The organism is Levilactobacillus sp. FUA 3915 (assembly GCF_044053135.1).
In the GTDB taxonomy this organism is placed as follows: domain Bacteria; phylum Bacillota; class Bacilli; order Lactobacillales; family Lactobacillaceae; genus Levilactobacillus; species Levilactobacillus lanxiensis.
Map to the genome: position 1 here is coordinate 791,988 of NZ_CP168704.1, position 22,365 is coordinate 814,352.

19 protein-coding genes are annotated in these 22,365 nt (G+C 53.1%); 7 read left to right on the forward strand and 12 right to left on the reverse strand.

From position 1 onward, the window contains the following. Window positions 1-48 precede the first annotated feature (48 nt). Both ACEPST_RS03910 and ACEPST_RS03915 read left to right on the forward strand, forming a co-directional pair. A complete protein-coding gene (locus ACEPST_RS03910; RefSeq protein WP_204120368.1) occupies window positions 49-1,800 on the forward strand; it encodes a hypothetical protein in 1,752 nt (583 codons plus the stop codon). A 112-nt stretch (window positions 1,801-1,912) separates the two neighbouring features. After that, a complete protein-coding gene (locus ACEPST_RS03915) occupies window positions 1,913-2,833 on the forward strand; it encodes an IS30-like element ISLsa1 family transposase (protein ID WP_011373852.1) in 921 nt (306 codons plus the stop codon). Window positions 2,834-3,246: 413 nt separating this feature from the next. Here ACEPST_RS03915 and ACEPST_RS03920 read toward each other — a convergent pair whose 3' ends face one another. The 7 genes from ACEPST_RS03920 to ACEPST_RS03950 form a co-directional block, all read right to left on the reverse strand. Then, window positions 3,247-3,921 (reverse strand): putative quinol monooxygenase, encoded by a 675-nt coding sequence (locus tag ACEPST_RS03920; RefSeq protein WP_204120369.1) that lies wholly within the window; start codon window positions 3,919-3,921, stop codon window positions 3,247-3,249. A gap of 15 nt (window positions 3,922-3,936) precedes the next feature. Further along, window positions 3,937-4,527 carry a sugar O-acetyltransferase gene (locus tag ACEPST_RS03925; protein WP_204120370.1) on the reverse strand — a complete coding sequence of 197 codons (591 nt, stop codon included), beginning with the start codon at window positions 4,525-4,527 and terminating at the stop codon, window positions 3,937-3,939. A gap of 821 nt (window positions 4,528-5,348) precedes the next feature. Continuing rightward, entirely contained in the window at window positions 5,349-6,257 is a 909-nt protein-coding gene (locus ACEPST_RS03930) for an amidohydrolase family protein (protein ID WP_204120371.1), read from the reverse strand. Window positions 6,258-6,269: 12 nt separating this feature from the next. Beyond that, the gene (locus ACEPST_RS03935) at window positions 6,270-6,911 is read right to left on the reverse strand and encodes an NAD(P)H-binding protein (protein ID WP_204120372.1); all 642 of its coding nucleotides are present in this window, start codon (window positions 6,909-6,911) and stop codon (window positions 6,270-6,272) included. An 89-nt stretch (window positions 6,912-7,000) separates the two neighbouring features. Then, complete coding sequence (locus ACEPST_RS03940) at window positions 7,001-7,948, reverse strand: aldo/keto reductase (protein WP_204120373.1); 948 nt, start codon at window positions 7,946-7,948, stop codon at window positions 7,001-7,003. Window positions 7,949-7,996: 48 nt separating this feature from the next. Continuing rightward, on the reverse strand, window positions 7,997-8,356 hold the full coding sequence (locus ACEPST_RS03945; RefSeq protein ID WP_204120374.1) for a MerR family transcriptional regulator: 360 nt from the start codon (window positions 8,354-8,356) through the stop codon (window positions 7,997-7,999). A 31-nt stretch (window positions 8,357-8,387) separates the two neighbouring features. After that, window positions 8,388-8,798, reverse strand: a complete 411-nt coding sequence (locus ACEPST_RS03950) for a DUF2255 family protein (protein ID WP_204120375.1) — start codon at window positions 8,796-8,798, stop codon at window positions 8,388-8,390. Window positions 8,799-8,958: 160 nt separating this feature from the next. Here ACEPST_RS03950 and ACEPST_RS03955 point away from each other — a divergent pair, with 160 nt between their 5' ends. After that, the gene (locus ACEPST_RS03955) at window positions 8,959-9,840 is read left to right on the forward strand and encodes a LysR family transcriptional regulator (protein ID WP_204120376.1); all 882 of its coding nucleotides are present in this window, start codon (window positions 8,959-8,961) and stop codon (window positions 9,838-9,840) included. A gap of 607 nt (window positions 9,841-10,447) precedes the next feature. Here ACEPST_RS03955 and ACEPST_RS03960 read toward each other — a convergent pair. Beyond that, window positions 10,448-11,029: a sugar O-acetyltransferase gene (locus ACEPST_RS03960; RefSeq protein WP_204120377.1), complete on the reverse strand. Its 582-nt coding sequence runs from the start codon at window positions 11,027-11,029 to the stop codon at window positions 10,448-10,450. Window positions 11,030-11,243: 214 nt separating this feature from the next. Between ACEPST_RS03960 and ACEPST_RS03965 the strand changes: the two genes are divergently transcribed. Beyond that, on the forward strand, window positions 11,244-12,404 hold the full coding sequence (locus ACEPST_RS03965) for a low temperature requirement protein A (protein WP_204120378.1): 1,161 nt from the start codon (window positions 11,244-11,246) through the stop codon (window positions 12,402-12,404). A 192-nt stretch (window positions 12,405-12,596) separates the two neighbouring features. Here ACEPST_RS03965 and ACEPST_RS03970 read toward each other — a convergent pair whose 3' ends face one another. After that, window positions 12,597-13,604: an aldo/keto reductase gene (locus ACEPST_RS03970; RefSeq protein ID WP_203642491.1), complete on the reverse strand. Its 1,008-nt coding sequence runs from the start codon at window positions 13,602-13,604 to the stop codon at window positions 12,597-12,599. A 357-nt stretch (window positions 13,605-13,961) separates the two neighbouring features. Then, window positions 13,962-14,807: an aldo/keto reductase gene (locus tag ACEPST_RS03975; protein ID WP_203642492.1), complete on the reverse strand. Its 846-nt coding sequence runs from the start codon at window positions 14,805-14,807 to the stop codon at window positions 13,962-13,964. A 603-nt stretch (window positions 14,808-15,410) separates the two neighbouring features. Between ACEPST_RS03975 and ACEPST_RS03980 the strand changes: the two genes are divergently transcribed. The 3 genes from ACEPST_RS03980 (at window position 15,411) to ACEPST_RS03990 (ending at window position 19,859) form a co-directional block, all read left to right on the forward strand. Next, the gene (locus ACEPST_RS03980; protein WP_204120379.1) at window positions 15,411-15,800 is read left to right on the forward strand and encodes a DUF2255 family protein; all 390 of its coding nucleotides are present in this window, start codon (window positions 15,411-15,413) and stop codon (window positions 15,798-15,800) included. 773 nt (window positions 15,801-16,573) lie between these two features. Next, on the forward strand, window positions 16,574-17,275 hold the full coding sequence (locus tag ACEPST_RS03985) for an ABC transporter ATP-binding protein (RefSeq protein WP_203637644.1): 702 nt from the start codon (window positions 16,574-16,576) through the stop codon (window positions 17,273-17,275). Window positions 17,276-17,285: 10 nt separating this feature from the next. Further along, window positions 17,286-19,859 carry an ABC transporter permease gene (locus ACEPST_RS03990; protein WP_204120380.1) on the forward strand — a complete coding sequence of 858 codons (2,574 nt, stop codon included), beginning with the start codon at window positions 17,286-17,288 and terminating at the stop codon, window positions 19,857-19,859. A gap of 156 nt (window positions 19,860-20,015) precedes the next feature. On the opposite strand, the gene ACEPST_RS03995 is transcribed toward ACEPST_RS03990, so the two are convergent. After that, window positions 20,016-21,284, reverse strand: a complete 1,269-nt coding sequence (locus tag ACEPST_RS03995; protein ID WP_204120381.1) for a D-alanyl-D-alanine carboxypeptidase family protein — start codon at window positions 21,282-21,284, stop codon at window positions 20,016-20,018. Window positions 21,285-21,451: 167 nt separating this feature from the next. Continuing rightward, a complete protein-coding gene (locus ACEPST_RS04000; protein ID WP_204120382.1) occupies window positions 21,452-22,357 on the reverse strand; it encodes a LysR family transcriptional regulator in 906 nt (301 codons plus the stop codon). Between the last annotated feature and the right edge of the window lie 8 nt (window positions 22,358-22,365).

Consider the following 22,365-nt stretch of genomic DNA (forward strand, 5'->3'; position numbering starts at 1 on the left):
CTAGAGGTAATTGCCCCACCTCACAGTCACTCACAAAGGAGTTTATCTATGCTTTTAGTTGCATTATTTGGCACCCTGACCGCACTGGGCATGACCATTCTGGCCTGCATTCAGCGGCCCAGTCGCTGGCAGTTACTGGTCAGCACCTACGTGATCTTTTACCTGGTCGCGCTAGGCATCGTCTTCAGCTTGCTGCCCAGCAAGACGCCCGCCAGCCTGATTGGCATGAACCTGATCTACGGCATCCTCTACCTGCCCCTGCTGCTCATCAGCAGTCCCCAGGCCAAGGTGGAAGTCGAGCGGAAGGCCAAACGTCCCCGCAATCTTTTTGAACAGAACTTCAATTTCCGCCTACCCCGCATTAATTTCGGCACCAAACTGGCCGCTGGTGTGCTGGCCATCTTAGTGGTTCTCGGCCTGTTCGGATCCCTACAAACCCGCTTCGGCGTCAAGGCCGTCTACAATTCGCTGCGCATCAAGACGGTCAAAACGGCGCCCCTACTGGACAAAAATGCCACACCAATCGCCATTTCGCCCAAGACTGTCCGCAACAAGATGAACAAGGCGATGAGCACCGTGCCCAACACCTCCTACTACAAGCTGGGCGACCTGCAGACGCAAGTTGTCAAGGGCAAGACCGTCTACATCGCGCCGGTCGAGTTCGATGGCTTCTGGCGCTGGCAACGGGCCCGCAATACGCCGGGGTACTTCATCATCGACGCCACCAACGTCAACGCCGAGCCCCACTTCGTTAAGCAATCCATGAAATACACCCCGAGCGCCTACCTCTTCGACGACGCGCAACGGGTCATTTACAACCGCTTCCCCAGCTGGGTCCAGGAAGGCCAGCCCCAACTCGAGGTCAATGACCAGGGCGAACCCTTCTTCATCCAAACCGTCTACAAGGCTCGTGGCGTTTCCCGCCGGATCAACTACCGCAGCCTCCACGTGGTCGTGCTAAATGCCAAGACCGGTGCCACTCACCTCTACACGGCTGCCGGTGCGCCCGCATTTATCAACGAATCGATTGCCTCCTCGACCGCAGCGGAAATGAACCAGATTTTCGGTCGTTACGGCAACGGGTTCTTCAACGCCTACTTCAATAAGACCGGCGTTAAGCTCCCCAACAGCAACGGGACCGAGGATGGCGTCACCCCCGTTGCCGATAAGCACGGCAATATTTCCTACTTCAACGACTTCACCTCGCCCAAGACCAGCGCCGATTCAACCATGGGTTACTCCATGATCAATGCGCGGACCGGGACACTGACCTACTACACCGGGAAAAATATCGGGGTCATGGACAGTGACGGGGCCAAAAAGATTGCCGAAAAGGAATATGTCGCTCAGAAATGGTCGGCCACGATGCCAATTATGTACAACATCGACGGCACCCCGACCTGGGTCGTTTCCCTGCTAGACTCCACCGGAGCCTTCCGGAGCTACGCCTACATCAAGGCGGCCGACCAAAGCGTCAAGGCTTACGCCACCACGGCGGCCCAGGCGCTGGACCAGTACCGCGTGCAATTAGCTGCGGCTGGATCAACGGCCAGTTCCACTGCCACCAAGCTGACCAAGGTCAACGGCATCGTCACCCGAGTCGCCATCGTGCCCAACGGCAGTACCCAAAGCGTGCTGTTCGCCATCAAGGGCAACGATTACCTCTGGTCGGTCGGCACCGGCGACTACCCCAAGGCGGCGCTCCTCAAGGCCGGCGACCAGGTCAAACTGACCGCCAACGTCAACAAGCAGGCCAAGACCGGGACCGTGCAGTCGTTTAAGAATGAGACGTTTAAATAAACAATCAGTATCTTGGCAAATTCTATAATTAATCCGAACAGAAATTAAAAAGCCCAAAGCAATCACTTACAATGGTAGTAGCTAATTCCAACCAATATAGGGAGTGATTACTTTGGGTACATCTACTTTATCACGTTTTCAACGTGGCGCACTAGCACAACTGGTCAATGAGGGGAATAAATCTTACCAAGTAATGGCTGACGCCTTAGGCGTCGCCAAAGCTACGATTAGCTATGAGTTGGACCGGGTTAAACCTTATGATCCAGAATTAGCTCAGCAAGATGCAGATCGCAAAAGGCGGAATTGCGGTCGTCGTTCGATGCTGACGGCAGCATTAGCGACTTTAATTACCAATCACTTACGATTAACCTGGTCACCAGAAACCATTGCGGCCGCTTATAACTTGAGCACTGCGTCAATTTATAATTGGCTTAATCGTGGCTGGCTCCCCTTCAAATTGACTGATCTACCCAATCGGAATGTCCGCCAGCACCGAGTGAGCGAAAATCGTGGGAAATTTACAAGTGGGACTTCCATCGAACAACGGCCAACAACTGTTAATCAACGGTTAGCTTTTGGTCATTGGGAAGTAGATACGGTGCTTTCTAGTCGAAGTGAGTCACGATCATGTCTGGTTACATTCGTAGAACGTAAGACCCGACTTCTATGGGCCATCAAAGCCCCTAATAGAACGGCTAAGGCTCTAAACACCGCCTTTGGCAAGTTTATGGGGGCCTTCGGTCCTCAAGTAAAATCCATTACTGTTGATCATGGTAAAGAGTTTGCCAATTATCAGGCCTTAGAACAGGATTATCAGATCAAAGTTTATTTTTGCCATCCATATTCACCATGGGAGCGAGGTTCCAATGAATATTTTAATAGACGGTTACGCTGGTTCTTCCCGAAAAAGACCAATTTTAGCCAAGTAACGACTGATGAGATCCTAGCAGCACTTGAACTAATTAATCAACGACCATTAAAAATACATCATCAACAGACTGCCATTGAAAGATTCCGGGCTTGTTCGGATTAAACTTGTAATTTGCCTCTTAATTAAACCTAACGCCAAAATGGTGTCACCCACAAAAATCGGGTGACACCATTTTTACGTTAATATTCACATCAATTAAATCATTCACGCAATCAAGTCACGGCGAGCTAAACCAGCGTCAGCCGCAGGGCTGGGAAAACTGGACTGACTAGGACAGTGTCAGTGACCAGAGGCGGATCAAAGTGCCTGGCTGTGTCGGTGGGCTAGGCTGAGGAACTTTCTCAGCCTAGCCCACGGGACAACCTTTGAGACCGCTCCTCAGGCTCAAAGTTGAGGTGGAAGCCCGCCCTTCGGCTGGAACCGGCCCCATAGCCAGGTACTTTGAATCCGCCGCCGGGAACGACCAGTACAGCGGCCAATCCCTATTTTCACCAGCCCAAAGGAAAGTACGCGGTTTAATCCGCCGTAAATGCCAGACCACCGTGATTGACCAACGTGTCGCCCGTCAAAACGGTCGCATCCGCCGTCTGGATCAGCGGTTGGGCTGCCGCTTGATACTGTTTAAATCCAGCCGTTTGGCAATGTGCCTTGAACGCCGCCAAGTCTTCGTAAACCGTGAAAATCACCCACTGATCTGGCGCATCCACGACCTGTCCCACGGCACTGACCTGCAAGCCCGGTTCGGCCGCCATGGCCGCCTGTAAATACGGCACGACCACCGATTGATAGGCCGCCGTCTGTCCTGGCTGCACGGTCAATTCAATCAGCTGGATAAAGGCCTCATTCGCCGGACTACGGTATAGCGGCTGCGGTTGTTCCAGCAACAGTTTGGGCATCAAGTTCACGACCGTTTGCTGGGTCACAGCCCGTTTGGCCACCGTCCGAAACGCGGCGAACTGCGGTGAATGCGCATGAATGTCGTAGCTGGCGTCATCGCGATACACCTCAATCACCCGGTTATGTACTCCGGCCGGGTCCACGTGACTCGTGTACATTGCCAACGTCCCGGGTTCATTTTGAATCGACGTTGTTAAATTTTGGGTCCCCACTGCGGCAAAGTTTTCCCGTTCCGACGCGGTAATTTCCAACTTGAATAAGCGAAACAGGGGGGTGCCTGGTTGTTTGGTCATCTGCTCGCTCCCTTTCTACAGCGACTTGAGTGCGGGCAACGGCTTGATGACGCGCGCGGGCACGCCAGCAACCACCGAGTTGGCCGGCACATCTTTGGTCACGACCGCCCCGGCGCCAACCACGACGTTGTCACCGATGTGCACGCCACCAATCACGGTCACGTTGCCACCGATCCACACGTCGCTGCCAATCGTAATCGGCTTGGTCGTCGTAATCAGGTAGCGACTGCCATCCGGCCGCACGCCGAACCGCTGCGTCGCGTCCAACGAGTGAGCGCCGCAGTACAGCTTCACGTCCGGCGCAATAACGACCCGGTCACCCAGCGTGATGCGATTGGAATCCTGAAACGTGCAATTACCATTGATAAACACGTCATCGCCAACCGAAATGTGGACGCCATAGACCGCGCTAAACGTCCCATTGATCACGAAGCGTTGTCCGGTTTTACCAAAGAACTGTTGCATGGCATCGGCCCGCTTGGCGGCGTCCTGACTGGTATTGATCACTGAAAGTAACGTTTTCCCCTTAGCAATCAGGCCCTGCAGTTCGGGGTCCCGGTAATCGTAATCCTCACCGGCTAAGAGTTTTTCATGTTCCGTTTTCAAAATAGTCAGACTCCTTTTCGGGTTAAAGATACTTTGGCTAATGCTTCCGGAGTAGTAAACATGCAAGGACAATTCCGTTCCCGGCGGTGGGCTCAAGATGCCCTGCTATGGGGTCGGTTTCAGCCTGAGAAACGGGCTTTCACCTCGACTTTGAGCCAAAAATCGGTCTCAAAGGTCGTCCCGCGGACTAGGCTGAGAAAGTACCCCAGCCAAGACCGCCGACACAGCTGGGCACCTTGGCCCACCTCTGGTCACTCACATCGACCATGGCATTATCACACCCCTAAATCACTGATGAGTATGTGTTTAACCCATAAATGTATTCCTTGTTAATAGCTAGTTGGCACTGATTACCAGCTCTTCGATTCTATTTAGCCCTAGTCAATTTTTATCTATATAAATCTACTCTTCTAACAAAATTCATCTCTAACATAAACGATCAACCAATAAATGCCGACCAGATAAAGCCAGCCGGCATCAATAAACAAATTTATAAGCATCCCAGCACACTCACAACAAACCGGCCAGCCCATGGGCTAAACCAATGTCAGCCGCAGGGCTGGGAAAACTGGACTGACTAGGACAGTGTCAGTGACCAGAGGCGGACCAAGGTTGCCGGCTGTGTCGATGGCCTTAGCTGAGGTTCCTCACTCAGCTTAGCCCATGGGACAACCTTTGAGACCGCCCTTCAGGCTCAAAGTTGAGGTGGAAGACCGCCCCTCAGTCTGGAACCGGCCCCACAGCAGGGAACCTTGAGTCCGCCGCCGGGAACGACCAGCACCGCGGCCAGGTCCAGTTTTCACCAGCCCGGAGGCGTATGTTTAGCCCATGAGCGCTTGCCAGTTGGTGGTGAAGATGGCTTGCTGCTGCGTCGCCGTCAGGTCCATATCCCGCACCGCCTGCTCGATCACCGCCGTCGGTCCGACCGGTGGAATCCCAAACGGTGAGTCCGTGCCAAACAGCACGTGGTCCAACCCAAAGAAGTCGACCGCGAGTTCCAGCGCCTTGGGATTGCCCAGGATGGCCGTGTCCACGTAGAACTTTTTAAAGTCCGCGTAGTTTTCGGCCGACTGGATGTACTTGATGCGTTGGCTGAAGTACGGCACCATGGCCCCGGCGTGATGCACGATAACCTTTAAGCCGGGATATTTGCGGAAGTATTTGGCCGCTACAATACCATTCATGGCCTGCGTCAGCTCGTACTCCCAGCTAAAAGTCAGCTCGTTGTCAGTCTTGTGCGTATCGAAAACGGGATGGAGCCAGATGGGCGCGCCGACCGCCGCTAATTTGGCAAAAATCGGTTCGTAGGCCGCGTCCGTGATGGGCTTCCCCAATGCTTGGGTAAATAGTTGCACCCCAACCAAGGCATCGCTACCGGCCACCTGCTCATCAATCAGCTGTAAGGCGGCGGGCACGTTGTTCAGTGGCAGCATGGCCACCCCGGCCGGAAAAAGCTCACGGTTGGCGCGGACCAAGTCAGCAATCTCCGCGTTGGCCTGGCGGCAGAGTTCGGCCGCCTGATTCGGACCCACAAAGTCTTCCGGGTTCAAATTGACCGCGGAAATAATCTGTTGATGATCCGCTGGCAGACTGGCCCGGTGTTGCGCCACATCCGTCAACAAATCATTTTTCATGTACGGAAAGTTGTCTAAGATATTCGGGTGAATCGCATTCATTTTGGCTAAAAAGTTTGCGGGTAAGACGTGCGCAAAGACATCAATGACCGTCATCGAGAAGCCCCCTTAGTACCAGCTAGGCTTGTCGCCATCAGTACCGGGCTTGTCCAGACCCACGCTAGCGTTTTGATACGTGCTGGGGTCGGCGATGACTTTCAAGGCAAAGTCCGCGACACTCTGCCGGGAAACCTCGGTCCCCTTGAACCCATCGGCCAAGGTCGTGACTTCATAGGCCACTTCATCGTTGTCGGTCAACCAGGCTGGCCGAATTTCCGTGTAGGTCACCCCGGACTTTTCAACCAGCTCACTGGTCCGACGGAAGGCTGGCAGGTAGGCGCCAATCATCTGTTCGTTCCACTCGCCAAATTTACCGGGAACTTCACGGTGTGCACCCAATGAACTGATGTAAATCAGACGTTGCTTACCGGTTTCTTTCATCGCGTCAACCACGCTTTGGGTTTGGACATCAAGGTCCGCGCCGCCCAGGTTGGAATAGATGATGTCGGCGTCGGCCATGGCCTTGGCCACGACCGCCGTGTCATGCACGTCGCCATCGACCAGGGTTACCCGGGGATTGGCGGCCAGTTTATTCAGTCGGTCTGCGTTACGCAAGAACAGTGTCAGCGTGACATCAGTTTCGTCTAACAAGCGTTGGGTCAACAGTTGTGCCATAGCGCCATGGGCACCGATAATCATGATTTTTGTCATGTAAAATTCCTCCAACTATTTTTGATTTAATGGGTCTTTCAGTGTGTGACTGATTTATTCAGTCCCGCAATAGCTTCATTGTACCCCATTTAGGCCATGGGAGTTTCCCAGGAGCCCTTGGTATCAACGTTGGCGGCTTGGGCCAGGGTTTCTAATTGGGTAATTTCAGCGTCCGTCAACGTCAGGGACATCGCCTTGGCCTCGCTCGGGATGTACTTGTCCTTGGTGACCCCGATGATTGGCGTGGTGCCCTTGGCAATCGCGTAGGCCGTAGCCACTTCGGCGGCCGAAGCATCTTGTTTCGCGCCAATTGCCTGCAGGCCGGCCGTTAAGGCGCTCACCTGTGGCAAAACCTGGTTGTAAATGCTCCCGCGCATACTGTCGGCTGGCAACGGATTATCCACGTTGTAGCGACCACTCAACAGGCCTTGTTCGAGCACCATGTAAGCAAAGAACGTGATGTCATGTTCGCGACAGTAGTCAATGATGCCCGCCTCTTCTGAGGAACGGTACAACAGGCTGAAATGGTTTTGCACGGCGGACACCTGAATGCCGGCTTCGCCCAAGATCTCATTGGCCCGCTTGATTTGGGCTAAATTGTGGTTGGAGACCCCGACGCGCTTGATTTTGCCGCTCTTCACCAGCGGAATCAGTTGGGGCGTCCATTTTTCAACGTCGGCCGGGTTGTGAATCCAGTAGATGTCGATGTAATCCGTGTGCAGGCGCTTGAGGCTGCCCGCCAGCATGTCAGCGACCTCGTGATCACTGTCGCCCGCGGCCATCTGGGGCGTAAACTTGGTGGACAGTTGGTAGCTCTCGCGCGGATAGTCCTGGAGCAGCTCGCCCAATTTATCCTCGGAGGCCCCGGAACCGTAAGCGTAGGCCGTGTCCCACAGGGTTAAGCCCGCGTCCATCGCCGCCGTGACGACCGGCTTCAGGTCCGTAGCCGTCAAATGATTCCCAAAGACTTGGCCATCCGGCGTGTCGCCCCAAGCCCAGGTTCCTAAAGCAATTTTTGGTTGATTTTTAGTTAACATATTTTAAGCGCTCCTTTTTGAGTAAACTTCGTGTTCATTTTACAATCATTAATGGTTGCCCGCCACCATCGCGACCGGCAATGTGGCGAGCTTATCTTCCAGCCGCCCCAACGTTTCCTGTAGCTGGTCGATTTGGTCGTGGAGGACGTCGGCCTGCGTCGTCAGGATTTCCCGTTGCGCTGTCACGTTGTCTTCGCTATCCCGTAGCGCAATCAACCGTTTGATTTCGGCTAACGTGACGCCACAGTCTCGCAAGTCTAAAATGTCGCGCAACTGTTTCAAATCAGCCACGTCGTAGTCGCGCATCCCACTGACTCGGGCCACCGGCGCAACCACGCCAATCTGTTCGTAGTACCGCAGCGTCCACGCACTCGTGTGCAACGCCTTTGCCGCTTCGTTGATTTTCACGTGAAGTCCTCCTTCTCATCCTAAGTTGACGCTAGTTCGTGGGTAAAATTTCGACTGTCGCTGACCGCGGTCGGGCCTGTAACATCGGCAACAGGTAGGCGCTCGCCGCATATTTTTCGCGGTAAGCCGCATCGATTTGGGCCAGTAGCTTGGCGTCGCCCGTAACTGCGGCGAAGGTCACTTTGAAATTATGGCCGCTTAAATGAATCCGTCCGCCGCGTTGCTGAACGGCCGCTTGGTACCAGGACGACTGCTGGCCGTGCCAGGCCCGGGCATATAACCGCCCCGCGACCACCACGGACCAGATCCAGGTCGGCGTGCCGTACGTCCGGCCGTCGCTGTAAAAGGGGGACACCCGCAAATCATCGGCGACCGCAAATTCCTGGGCCCGCCGTTGCGTCCAGTGGCAAGCTGGTGAATCCTGTTTATTCTGTTGTTGCATGTCGCTGACCACCTTTCGCTGTTCTTTACAGGGACTATCATAAGACTTGTTCTGCGCTATGACTAATGCTTAATTTAAATCAAATTCCATGCTTTTGAGGTATACTAATCACCATAGAAAACTTCCCTCGTCACCCCACCAAACTAAGGAGTTGTGTCTCATGGAATTACGTGTTCTCCGCTACTTTTTAATGGTCGTTCAGGAAAAAAACATTTCCAAAGCCTCGGAACGGCTACACGTCTCGCAACCGACCGTGTCACGCCAGCTTAAGGAACTCGAAGATGAACTGGGCACGACCCTCTTTGAACGGGGCAGTCGGACCATTCAGCTCACCCCCGACGGCGAATACTTTGCTAACCAGGCCCGCCAGATTCTCTCATTGACGGACAAAACGGTGGCCAATATTCATCAGGAAAACGATATCCGCGGCGCCGTCTTCATCGGCAGCGCTGAGGCCCGCAGTATGTTGACGGTTGCCCAGGCCATTCGCCGGCTGAACCGCCAGTATCCCCACATTCAAATCAACGTCGTCAGCACCGATGCCGCCGAGATTCACCAGCACCTGACCTCCGGCGTCTTTGACTTTGGCGTGGTGATGGAACCCCTCGACAAGTCCGATTACGATTTTCTCCGGCTGCCCGGTGAGAGTCGTTGGGGACTGCTAGTTCAAAATAGCTCACCCCTAGCCCAACAGGCCACCGTCAGCCTCGACGATGTCGCCCATACCAAACTGATTTTGCCGCAACAGGGGGGAAGTCGCCGCATTCACGCGGTCTTCGGTCTCGACCAAGACGACCTCGATGTCGCCGCCACTTACAATCTGTTGTACAACGCCTCCCTGCTGGTTTCCGCCGGCGTTGGGAACGCGCTGGGACTCGACGGCATCGTCAATACCAACCAATCTGATCTGACGTTCGTGCCGTTGGCGCCACGGACGTCTTCTGGGGCTAGCTTGGTTTGGCTGAAGGGGGCGCGGCTGTCGTTGGCGGCACAGGCGCTGCTGACGCAGATTCGCGCCGAACTAACGCCCACTGAAAATTAATTAATCTTGGCGTTGTCTTTCGCCTCCGGGGTGGTGAAAATGGGCCGTGACGCTGTGGGCGCACGTCTGAAGCCTGGGAAGCGGTCTTCAGACTTACTTTGAGCCGCTGAGAAACGCGTCTCAAAGATAGCAGTTGCCTAAGCGGGAAAACCGCTAAGGCAACTCCCACGGCTTAGCCCATTTACACCACCCCTGCGGCTGACACTGGTTTAATTTTCTGTGCAATTTCTACCATCCTTTTGGCTTCCATGACTCAATCCTTATTGATACCTACCATCCAATTACCATGCCAGCCTGAAGAGCGGGCTTCCACCTCGACTTTGAGCCAAAGTGCGGTCTCAAAGGTCGTCCCATGGTCTAAGCTGAGAAAAATCACTCAGCTAAGACCATCGACACAGCTGGGCACTTTGGCCCGCCTCTGGTCACTGACACTTGCCACGCGTGGTCCATTTAAACCACTCCTACGGCTGACACTGGTTTAACTTTCAGTCTAATCTGTTCAGGCTGTCTGTAGTGATTGGTTTCAATCCACTATCAGTTACAGGCACATTCATTTTTATTCAATGACTTCCATTCTTCTATTCTGCTGGCAAAGATAATTCCAGCCCTATTCCTGTGTTGCTCCCTTCACCCGGCGCAATACCCTGGCCGGGGAACCGACGACCACCATGTTTGCTGGGACATCCTTGGTGACGACGGACCCCGCGCCCACGATGGCGTTTTCGCCGACCGTGACGCCCGGGAGAATCATGGCGCCCGCACCAATCCAGGCGTTGCGGTTGATGTGGACAGCCTTGGCCTGGACGTTGCGGCGCTTCGCCGGGTCCTCCAGGTGGTTGACCGTGATCAGCATGGCACCGGGCCCTATCAGAGCACCCTCATCCAGGTAAATGCCGCCGAGGTCCACGAACATCACGCCCTGATTGACATAAACGTTATCCTTAATGAAGATGTGCGGACCGAAGTCACTGTGGACTGGCGCGTTGATTTCCGCTGATTCTGGCACAGAGTAGCCCACGACCTGACTTAGCGTTGCGCGGCGTTGTTCCGGCGTTTGGTCAATGTGGTTGAACTTTTTTAACAGTTCCTGCGTCCGCTGCACAGTCTGGTTGATGTTTTGAAAGTCCTCACCGTTAAAGTCTAACGGCTCGCCGGCTAGCGCCTGTTGAAAAATTTGGGGTTCTGGCATGTCACGATTCCTCCATTTGTTTTGACTGTCTCTCAGTATAGAAGCCCACACCAGCTATATCCAATACTTAAATTAAATCTTCTTCTATGCCTAATTTGTATAGATTATCGACTACACCGGGAACGGTTAAACCTGGCCAATCTTCTCGTATGGCCTCCCGGGCGGGAACGTGTATAATATCTAGTATATCCTAAAAACTTTTGGGGGCCTTCATTTGACAGCCAATCATCGATCCTGGTGGGGTGCACCACGGACCATCACCAATACCATTGAAAATCGAAAAATCTCCTGGCTCGAACTCTTTTCGGACCTGGTCTACGTCGTCATCATTCACAGTTTCGTGGAGAACCTCTCCGCCCATTTCAACCTCTACGGCTTCGTGACGTTCTGGGTGCTGTTCCTGTTCTTCTTCAACACCTGGACCAACATGGTGCTGTACTTCGACCTACACGGGGAAAATAACCTACGAAACGTCTGCTTCGCCCTGCTGCAAATCGTGGCCGTGGCCGTCACCGCCACCTTCACGCCGGACGTCTTCGCGGGGCATTACACCGGGTTTATCCTGGCGTACTCGTTTAACCAGCTCATCTATATGTATCTGTACTTAAAAACCATGATTGCCGACCCGCTCCACGCCACGACGACGCGACCCTTCCTGATTGCCTACGTGGTCGGCGAAGCGCTATTCATCGGTAGTATCTGGGCACCCAGTCTGGCCGTCCAACAGGGAGTGGTCATCCTGAGTCTGCTTATCTTCATCAGCACGGTCATGGCCGAGAGCGGTAATTTTGACCGTGAATTTAAACTGCGAGACATTCCGTTTGAACTCAACTCGGCCGTGCTGGAACGCTACGGGTTGTTCACCATGATTGTGCTGGGCGAATCGCTTGCCGGCATCATCGAGCACATGTCCGAGGAGCACACCCACCTGACCGACTACACCCATTTTGTCATCGCCATGGTCTGTATCATCGGCACCTGGCTGCTCTACTACACGCTGATGGACGAACGGGAAATCACCGCCCACCGCTACTGGCCGATTTCCCTGTTCCGCGGCGTGCACCGCTTCCTGATTGCTTGCCTGACGCTGCAGTCCTTCTTCATTGCCCAAACGGTGGAGTCCAACGATCCAGTTTACTACCGCGGACTACTCATCGTGACCGCTCTGATTCTCTGCGCGTTGTTGGCACTGACCGCACCCAAGCTGTACAACGTCACGCCCATCGCGCCTAGACAGGTCACGTGGCTCTGTGTGGGCATCGCCGGGACCCTACTTATGATGTGGGTTCCAGCAGCGATTGGTTCCGTCGTCATCGATTTGATTCTGTTGACGCTGGGCGGCTGGACCTGGATTCGCGCCGAATTGATTAAATAAAAATCACGTCGTTTGGTATCAATAGTCGCAATCGAAAATCCCTTCCCTGGCTTTGTCCAGAGGAGGGATTTTTTAATTTCACACAAAAACCGTTCCAACACGGGGGAGTGTCGGGACGGCTGCTGTGGTTGTTATGTTAGTCGTTATTACTGGTTTCTTGATGGGAAACCTGTTGCGTTCGTTCTTAAAAAATTAACGTTGATAATTAATATCATCGGAAGCTAAGGGCCCGACTAATTCGTGGGGCACATAGGGTTCCTCCAGGTACTGGACGTCCTCGGGACTGAGCGTTAAGTCCAGTGCCTTGACCGCGCCCGTTAAATGGCTGCTCTTCGTGGCCCCGATGATGGGTGCCGTGACGGTTGGCTTCTGTAACAGCCAGGCCAAAGCGACCTGGACCCGTTCGACACCGTACTTGTCGGCAATTTCACCGACGCGCTTGATGATTGGCAGATCTAATTGCTTGCTGTCGTCATACTTCGACCGGGCAACCTTGTCCGTCTTGTAGCGCTTGGAGTCGCCGGCCCAGTCACGGGTCAACCGGCCGGAAGCCAATGGACTGTAAGGGGTCACCGCGATACCTTGGTCGGCACACAGTGGCAGCATTTCCCGTTCTTCTTCGCGGTATAACAAATTCAAATGGTTCTGCATCGACACGAACTTGGTCCAGCCGTGAGCTTCGGCAATGGCTTGGGCCTTTTCAAACTGCCAAGCAAACATCGCGGAGGCGCCAATGTAGCGGGCCTTACCGGATTTGACCACGTCGTTCAGGGCTTCCATCGTCTCTTCGATGGGCGTGTTGTAATCCCACCGGTGAATGATGTAGAGGTCCACGTAGTCCGTTTGCAGGCGTTCGAGGCTCTGGTCGATCTGTGACAGAATGGCCTTGCGGGAAAGTCCAGCCAGGTTTGGACCGGCTTCGGGCGTGAAAAAGACCTTCGTGGCCAACACGATTTTGTCGCGGTCGGCCAGCTTGTTTAAGGCATGGCCCACGAACCGTTCGCTATCCCCGTGGGAATAGATATTGGCCGTGTCAAAAAAGTTAATGCCTAGGTCAAGGGCTTGGCGAATGACCGCCTCACTCTGGTCTTCGTCAACGGCCCAGGGAAACATCCCCGTGGACGCGTTGCCGAAACCCATAGTGCCTAGACAGAGTCTGGAAACGTCCAGACCCGTGTGTCCTAGTTTGGTGTATTGCATGATGTTGATAGCTTCCTTTTGTTTGTGGCTTTGGTGATTTTTTTGGGGGGGCTGGCGGGATGGGATTAGCTGTGCGTTTAGGAGATTGTTTCACTTAATAATGTTAAGTGATTTGAACTCTTTTTTCGCTTAACAACGCTAAGCAACTAACGCCAGGGATTTTCGTTCAATTTAGCTCTACCTAGTTCGTTTTACTAGTTCTTCGTGGAACTATTCCTGTCCTGGCAGCCTCCGAAACGTGCTCCGCGAGCCAGACTCCTGCGCTTAACCCGGCTAAGAAAATATCCCAAGTTCGGGGATATTCCCTTAGCCACGTTAATGCTCAGAGTCTAAGCGGCTCGCTCCGCACTCTTTTCTCTAATCTCCAACCGGATGCCAGCTGTTCTCGTCCGTCAAGCGGTTCAAGAATGCCATGTCCTTGTCGTTGATTTCGAAGTCGAGTTGGGCGTTGGCTTCGACGTGGGCCATTGCCCGGGCCTTTGGAAGGGGTGCGACACCATTTTGGATAACGAAACGTAAGGCCAGTTGTGGGATTGAGACGCCGTAGTTACCAGCGACCCGTTCCAGTTCTGGGCTGTCGACCAAGCCACCGGTAGCCAATGGTGAGTAGGCTTGAACCACGATGTTATTGGCTTCAGCGGTCTTAACGATACTGTCCTGCGTGTGGCCGACGAAGTATTGAATCTGATCAACGGCTGGCTTGACTGTCAGACCATCCCAAGTCAACAGGTTTTCCAGGTCATGTGAATTAAAGTTGGATACCCCAACCGACTTGGCCCGGCCACTGTTGTAAATGTCTTGCATGGCCCGCCAAACATCGCGGTTCTCAGCATCATGGTTGGAACCCATTTGGGCCCATGGCCATGGCGCATGGATAATGTAAGAATCCACGTAGTCCAGGTTCAGTGCGGCCAAACTACTGTCAAAATCGGCCATAGCTTCATCGTAAGTCTTGGATTCAGCGGGCAACTTGGTTTGAACGAAAATAGCCTCACGCGCCACGTCGCTAGCGGCAATGGCCTCGCCGACACTCTGTTCATTTTGGTAAGCCTTAGCGGTATCAATAAACCGGTAGCCAGCCTGCAACGCATTGCTGACGGCATCGACTGTTTCCTTGCCAGGCTTGGTTTGCCAGGTCCCGAATCCAACCTTAGGCATCTTTAAGCCATTGTTTAAGTCAAACGTATCTGTAATTGTTGGCATATTTAGTTCCTCCTTCAACGCTAATAGGCTTGGTTTTTGTGAAAATGAGTGACGGTATATTGCCGTTCCCGGCGGCGGGCTCAAGACGGCCTCTGGTCACTCACATTGAGCAATCATTTTCACGAACCGTAGCAACATGCTAATTCGTTCGACAGTCCAGCAACTCGTATTTTTTGAATCACTGACACTATTCACTAGCCAAACAGCTACAATCTAAATTTAATTGGTTACCAAGCCTATCGCTTATATTTCTGAGTATAGTACCTTCGTGTTGGTCTAAGGCAAGAGAAATCGGCAACTTTTTTTCTTGATTTATCACGCAATCAGTTAATTTATTTAAATAATTTTTCTATCTGTTCACTAATCACATGCTAAATCGCTAAAACACCTTTAATAGCGGGATTCTTACGCACACTTCACCGTTGAATCACCCTCAATATTCCATTCGTGTTTGTCATTTTAATCGTTATGGATATTTGCAATTATATTTAAATGGCATATACTCACTAATTGTAAGTGAAAAGTTAAAAGTTCTCCGTGTTCTCGCAGACGCGGATAATCAACCGCTGACTCGAACTCGTTTTTAAATGGAGGAATTTAATTATGGATACAACTACTACGCAATGGACGACTGAACAATTAGATATCTTTTTAAACAACAAAACATTAATCATGAAGCCTTTTAACCCCGATATGGCCACCTTCGAAGAAGAATCTCCCGTCTGGGAAGTCGTTGTTGATGGCAACGTCTACTCCCGCGGCTGGAACGGCGACCAGACCAAGTGGTTCATGGCCGCCACTGCCCAAAACGCAGGCGAAATCTGTGTCGGCGACCACGACTTTGCGGCCCAATTTGAAATGGCTGACCACTCCGCTGAGCTGGACGCTAAGATTACCGCAGCCTACAAGGCCAAGTATGATGGTCAGAACTCGCTGCCTAAGATGATTTCGGCAGGCCCCACCTACGCCACCCTCCACGTTCTTCCTCGTTAGGACAAGTGACGTTCAGCGCCTCCGGGCGGGTGAAAATGAGAGCGGAACGCTGTGGGCGGACGCCCGAAGCCAAAGAGCGGTCTTCGGACTTACTTTGAGTCACTGAGAGTCGTGTCTCAAAGATACCAATTGCCTAAGCGGCCAAGACCGCCACTAAGGCAATTCCCACGGCTGGCCACATTTTCACCCGCCCTCCGGCTAACGGCCACTTAGCCCAACGAGGTGCGTAATCAATTTTGATATGTGTGACACGCTAAATGGATTCACGCAAAACAAGCAATCCCTTACAAACGAGGATTGCTTGTTTTTGTCATATTTATGTAACCGGTTCCCGTTGTGTTAGAGCAGCTTTCAGCCTACAATTAACTTATTACGAAGTCTAATTTAACACCCATAAATCCAGTCCAACACAGCCAATCAACGATTCAAATTCGGGCTAAACCAGTGTTCGTCGCAGGGCTGGTGAAAACGAGCCAACCCGATCAGTGTTAGTGACCAGAGGCGGATCAAAGTGACCAGCTGTGTCGATGGCCTTAGCTGAGGTTTCTCACTCAGCTTAGACCATGGGACGACCTTTGAGACCGCACTTTGGCTCAAAGTCGAGGTGGAAGCCCGTTTCTCAGGCTGGAACCGACCCCACAGCAGGGCGCTTTGAATCCGCCGTCGGGAACGAATGCCACAAGCCACAGCATCACGGCTCATTTTCACCAACCCGGAGGCACTGCAACCAACCGAGTTTATCCCAAAATCAATTTAGAAAGAGAGACCTGATTATGGCCTACATAGAAGTTAAACACGAAACCAGACAATTCACCCAAGGCGACCAACTCACCACCGCCAACCACGACATCTCCTTTAGCGTGGAGCGTGGTCAGGTCGTCACGATTCTCGGCCCCAGTGGCGCCGGCAAGTCCACCCTGCTCAACATTCTCGGGGGCATGGATAGCCCCACGGACGGGCAAGTCCTGATTGATGGCACCGACATCGCCCAATTTACTGCCAAACAGCTGACCACCTACCGCCGCCAGGACGTGGGATTTGTTTTTCAATTTTATAACCTGGTCCCCAACCTGACCGCCAAGGAAAACGTCGAGCTGGCTTCACAGATTACCAGCGATGCCCGCGACGTGGATGAGACGCTGGGACTGGTCGGCCTGACCGACCGCGCCAAGAACTTCCCGGCACAACTGTCCGGCGGTGAACAGCAACGGGTCGCCATTGCCCGGGCCATCGCCAAGAACCCCAAGCTCCTCCTGTGTGACGAACCCACCGGCGCCCTAGACTACCAAACGGGCAAACAGGTGCTGCAGGTCATTCAAGATGGCGCCCGTCAGACCAACATGACCGTCATCATCGTGACCCACAACGGGGCGATTGCTAAGATGGGCGACCAGATCATCCACATCAATGACGCCCAGGTCCAGTCGATCCAGCAGAATCCCCAGCCGACACCGATTGCCGACATTGAATGGTAGGTGAAAGACCATGACAAAGAGTTATTGGCGCGTTTTATGGCGTGAAATTGGTCACTCAAAGGCCCGTTTCATCTCGATCATGCTGATTATTTTTCTCGGCGTGGCCTTCTACACTGGGATTCGGGCGACCGGTCCGGACATGCTCCAGGCCGCAACGGATTACTATGCCAATCAGAATTTGGCAACCAACAGCGTACAGTCCACGGCGGGTCTGACGAAAAAGGACTTGGCCGTCTTGCACCAACACCGAAATCAATTAAGCTATCAAGCCGTAAAATACTTAGATATCAATCAACTAAACAATAATCAGGTTGTGCGGGTCGCGGAAATGCCCAGCGGGTCCCTCAATCGGGTGACCGTTGTGAGTGGCCATCTGCCGCGTCAGACCAATGAAATCGTCTTGGACCAGCAGGCACGGACGCTTCAGCCGAAGCTCAAGCTGGGGTCGACCTACCGCATTGCCACGACCAGTGCGCTGAACCGGCAGTTCAACCGGCGAACGTTTAAAATCGTGGGCTTTGTCAACTCACCGCGCTACATCGAGAAGACCACCCGCGGCGTGACAACCGTGGGCAAGGGCACGCTAGATTACTTTGCGCTGGTCAAGCCGGAAACGCTGACGCAGACCGTCGCCAGCCGCATCGACGTGGGGTTTAAAAACCTGCGGGGTGTGACGCCTTACACGGCCAAATATAAGCGGTTGAATCGCGCCAACACAGCCAAACTCAAGCACTGGCTAAAACCACAGGCGGCTAAACGCCAGGCCCAATTGCAGCGGCAGGCCCGCGCGCAACTGGCGCCCCAGGTCGCCAAGGTCCAGGCGTTGGCCCAACAACTACCGGCCAACTCGCCAATTTTGACGAAGGCCCAAGCGCAGATTAAGCAGGCCCAGGCCAAAATCGCCGCGATTGGTCGACCAACCTACTTAGTCACTGGTCGCGCCGCCAATCCCGGGTACAGCGAATACCATGAGAACACGCAGCGGGTCGTCGCCTTGTCGACGGTCTTTCCGCTATTTTTCATTGCGATTGCGGCGCTGATCTGTCTGACGACCATGACGCGGATGGTGGCCGAGCTCCGGGTCCAAATGGGCACACTCAAGGCCCTGGGCTATAGCAATGCCGCTATCGGTAGTGAATTTCTACTGTACGGTGGGCTTGCTAGCCTACTGGGAACGGTGCTGGGCGTGGGCTTTGGCGTCAACTTCTTCCCTCGCTTCATTGCCCAAGCGTACGGCAGCATGTACAATCTGCCGGCCATCAACGTACAGGTCATCTGGGCCGACATTCTGATTGCGCTCGTGATTGCGTTGGCCTGCACGATTGGCAGTGCCCTGCTCGTCTTGCGGGTCGACCTCACCAGTCTGCCGGCGACGTTAATGCAACCGAAAGCGCCCAAGGCTGGGAAAACGCTGTGGCTGGAACACTGGCACGGCCTCTGGAACCGCCTGAATTTCAATCACAAGGTCACGTTGCGTAACCTCTTTCGCTACAAGCAGCGCCTCCTTATGACGGTGCTGGGTATCGCCGGTTGTATGGCCATGATGATCACAGGCTTTGGCCTGAAGGATTCCATCGGCGATATCAGCGTGAAACAATTCGACCAACTCTGGCACTACGACGCTATCGTCGTACGAAACGGCTCACAGACCGCACAACAACGCCGAGCGCTTCACAACCAATCCCTAGTGAAGAAGGACCTGGTTGTGAAACAGGCGCAGGTTACCGTGGAACGGTCGGACGTCGCCAACCAAACGGCCACATTGAGCGTGCCGCAGCATCCCCAGAACCTCACGCAATTCGTCGTCCTGCGCAATCGGCAGACTCACGCGGCCTACCACCTGAACAATCGCGGCGCCATCATCGATGAAAAACTGGCCAAGCTTTATGACGTTCAGGTCGGTGACACCCTCCCCGTGAAGCTCGGCAACCGCCAAGTGAAGCGGGTGCGGGTGGCCGCCATTGCGGAAAACTACGTCAATCACTTCATTTATGTCTCACCCAGCTATTACCACCAGCTATTTGCGGCAACGCCCGTTTATAACGGCAACCTGGTTCAATTCACGCACCACAGTCAGAAACGGCAGAACGCCTTTGCCAATGACCTCTTGAAGACGCCGGGCATGCTGAACGTGACCCTGCTGAGCACCGAGAAGAAAAACAACTTCCAGATGCTCGACACCATGGACCTGGTCGTCGTCATCTTCGTGGTCGCGGCCGGCGCACTGGCCCTGGTCGTGCTCTACAACCTGACCAACATCAACGTTTCCGAACGGATTCGTGAGCTGTCGACCATCAAGGTGCTGGGCTTCTACGACGGCGAAGTCACGATGTACATCTTCCGCGAGAATCTAATTCTAACCGGACTAGGCATCTTCTTCGGCTGCTTCCTGGGAAACTGGCTGCACAGCTACATTTTAAATACCGCCGAGACCGACAGCCTCATGTTCTCGCCGGGAATCCACTGGATCAGCTACGTCTACGCGGCCCTATTAACGCTGGCGTTCAGTTTGCTGGTCATGGCCATCATGCACCGCAAGTTGAAGCATATTAATATGTTGGATGCGTTGGCTTCGGTGGATTAGAAAATTGTTTGAAATGGGATCAGGACTGAGACGACATTAGCTTTCTCAAGCTTCCATGAATAATCTCATTAAGCCGACAATCAATGTTACACAAAAACAGGTTTCACCCAAAAAGTCGGGTAAAACCTGTTTTATTTACATCAATCTGCTTGAAATTTAACCTTCAAACGCCGAGCCCATCGGCTTAACCAACGTCTTCAACAGCTGGTCCACCTGAGGCTGGGTCTTGAATACGACCCGCTCCGCAAAGAGCGTCGCCGATTGTTGCGAATGGTACGTGACCTGTTGCTTGGCGCCGGTCTGCGTATCCGTCACCGTCGCTTGGGCAACGGGTTCGCCAGCATTGACGGTCCCGGAACTCATCTGGGCGGGCGTCAGCTTGGTTGAGACCGTGGTCGTCAACCCGGCCGTCTTGTCCTGGTACCACACGCCAGCTTGATTATTGGTCGGTGCCGCCGTGACGGTCGTGGCCAGCCCCGTCGCCAGGGAGATGCGCCGATCCGTCAACGCGGTCGTTTCCAATTGGTACTGTTTTTTCAATTGCTTAATGAGCTTATTCATTGCGGTGAACGTGGTATCCCCACCCAAAATCGTGGCAATCATCCGCTGGCCGTTGACCGTATAAGTCGCGGTAAAACACAGCTTGGCGTTTTCCGTGTACCCGGTCTTCAACCCGTCAATGTTTGCGTTCTTATCGTAATGCGATTGGCCCTTCAAGCAGGAGTTTTCATTATAAATTTTGGTGCCGTTGACGCTGGCTTCCTTTTTTCCAGAAACCTGGACGATGCTGGGATCGGCCTGAATCAGATGTTGGGCTACAATCGTAATGGCCTTAGCCGAAACCAGGTTTTCTTCCTTCTTCCCGGTGCCTGGCAAGACGAGGTTGTAGTCCTTCAGGTCGGTGTTGTCGAGGCCGGATGAACTGATAAAGTGGGCCTCGATGCCCCAGTCAGCGCTCTGTTGATTCATGAGCTGAATAAACTTAGCGTTGTTGCCGGCAACGTACTCGCCCAATGCGGTCGCTGCACTATTGGAGGAAGCAATCATTGCCGCCGCCACTAATTGCCGGACCGTGAACGTCTCGCCCTTTTTCATGCGGAGAGAGGAGTACGCGTAGCTGTGACTGAGTTTCAACAGGTCGTGACTCATGGGTACCTGATCATCCCAATTAATTTTACCTTGATTGATGGCATTGACCGTTAAATAGACGGTCAACAATTTTGATAATGATGCGATGGGGTAGCGCTTGTCTGCGTTTTGCTGGTACAGCACCTGCCCACTCTGCGCATCCATCACGTAAGCGGACCGCGCCGCAACCTTCGTGACGGTTTTAGCGGCCGCGGTCGTTGTGGACCCGCCACCTAAAATGACCGCGATGAGGCCCAGGATCACACCCCGCCGAAGCCAATGTTTAAATAGAACCACGAGCGTCAACGCTCCTTTCAATTTCGTACGTTCTATTATACAAAACCCAGGGGCCGATAGCGCGCTAAAATCCAAACTTGCTAAAATTTTAACTTCTTACAAATCTATTTGTCATATTATTACCATAGTGTTATTTTTCGGGGTGTGTCGACCTGTCCATCCGCAATCTACAAATGCGTAATACCATTGATAAATTGCTGCTGCACAGGCGTCAGCGACTGATTGGGCAATTGAATGACGCCGTATTTGAACTCGGGATTCTGATTACGCCCTAAGCCACCCAATTCATGTTCGACTAAACTGTTCTGTTCAAAATCATATAAACGATTCTGTACCTGCGTGTTTCGAATGATGGAGACGGCCTGAAACTTTTTCATCGTCTCCAGAACCACCCGAAACGAGGTCGATTGCAAAATAACATTTAGCGGCCCGGCCTGTGCCGAGACGTCAGCCACAAATGCTGAAATGTAATCGTCGATGAACAGGGCAAATTCTTGTTCTTTCAATAGCGACAAGGGAATCGGGTCTGGATAATTAGCCAAGTAATGGTTAGCCGTCATATAGAGTTTGAACTGTCCCCGACCAATTTCAGTAAAGGCAATGCCTTTCAATGCACCCAGCTGCGCGGCGTTAACGGCTACAACGCCAACGTCATACGCCCCCGCCTTCACACCAGCGATAATCTGTTCACTGTCGGCTTCCTTCAAATAGGCGCGAAACTGGGGCTGCTCATCCTGAAAGGTTAGTAGCCAATTCAATAAGGAGCTAGGCACCTCATTCATGACCCCTAACCGCAATGGTGGTTCAATCACCTGTTTTTGCTGATTGGCAAATTTATGCATCATCTGCAGTTGCGTTTCAATCTCCTGGGCGTGGCCGATGATTTTCTCCCCCGCCTTCGTTGGTCGCGTCCCATTACGTGTTCGTGTAAACAATTTGACTCCCAACTCGGCTTCCAAACTATCTAAAGACTGACTGAGTCCCGCCTGACTAATATTTAAGTTCCGGGCCGCCTGTGACAACGTTTGTGTGCGCTTGAGTTCAACTAAATAAGCCATTTGCTCGAGATTCATCAGTCCTA

Excerpts from the sequence above, each read along its gene's own strand:
- ACEPST_RS03910 (WP_204120368.1), top strand. The coding sequence starts at position 49 with ATGCTTTTAGTTGCATTATTTGGCACCCTGACCGCACTGGGCATGACC.
- ACEPST_RS03920 (WP_204120369.1), bottom strand. The coding sequence starts at position 3,921 with ATGACCAAACAACCAGGCACCCCCCTGTTTCGCTTATTCAAGTTGGAA.
- ACEPST_RS03930 (WP_204120371.1), bottom strand. The coding sequence starts at position 6,257 with ATGACGGTCATTGATGTCTTTGCGCACGTCTTACCCGCAAACTTTTTA.
- ACEPST_RS03935 (WP_204120372.1), bottom strand. The coding sequence starts at position 6,911 with ATGACAAAAATCATGATTATCGGTGCCCATGGCGCTATGGCACAACTG.
- ACEPST_RS03940 (WP_204120373.1), bottom strand. The coding sequence starts at position 7,948 with ATGTTAACTAAAAATCAACCAAAAATTGCTTTAGGAACCTGGGCTTGG.
- ACEPST_RS03950 (WP_204120375.1), bottom strand. The coding sequence starts at position 8,798 with ATGCAACAACAGAATAAACAGGATTCACCAGCTTGCCACTGGACGCAA.
- ACEPST_RS03955 (WP_204120376.1), top strand. The coding sequence starts at position 8,959 with ATGGAATTACGTGTTCTCCGCTACTTTTTAATGGTCGTTCAGGAAAAA.
- ACEPST_RS03960 (WP_204120377.1), bottom strand. The coding sequence starts at position 11,029 with ATGCCAGAACCCCAAATTTTTCAACAGGCGCTAGCCGGCGAGCCGTTA.
- ACEPST_RS03970 (WP_203642491.1), bottom strand. The coding sequence starts at position 13,604 with ATGCAATACACCAAACTAGGACACACGGGTCTGGACGTTTCCAGACTC.
- ACEPST_RS03975 (WP_203642492.1), bottom strand. The coding sequence starts at position 14,807 with ATGCCAACAATTACAGATACGTTTGACTTAAACAATGGCTTAAAGATG.
- ACEPST_RS03980 (WP_204120379.1), top strand. The coding sequence starts at position 15,411 with ATGGATACAACTACTACGCAATGGACGACTGAACAATTAGATATCTTT.
- ACEPST_RS03985 (WP_203637644.1), top strand. The coding sequence starts at position 16,574 with ATGGCCTACATAGAAGTTAAACACGAAACCAGACAATTCACCCAAGGC.
- ACEPST_RS03990 (WP_204120380.1), top strand. The coding sequence starts at position 17,286 with ATGACAAAGAGTTATTGGCGCGTTTTATGGCGTGAAATTGGTCACTCA.
- ACEPST_RS04000 (WP_204120382.1), bottom strand. The coding sequence starts at position 22,357 with ATGAATCTCGAGCAAATGGCTTATTTAGTTGAACTCAAGCGCACACAA.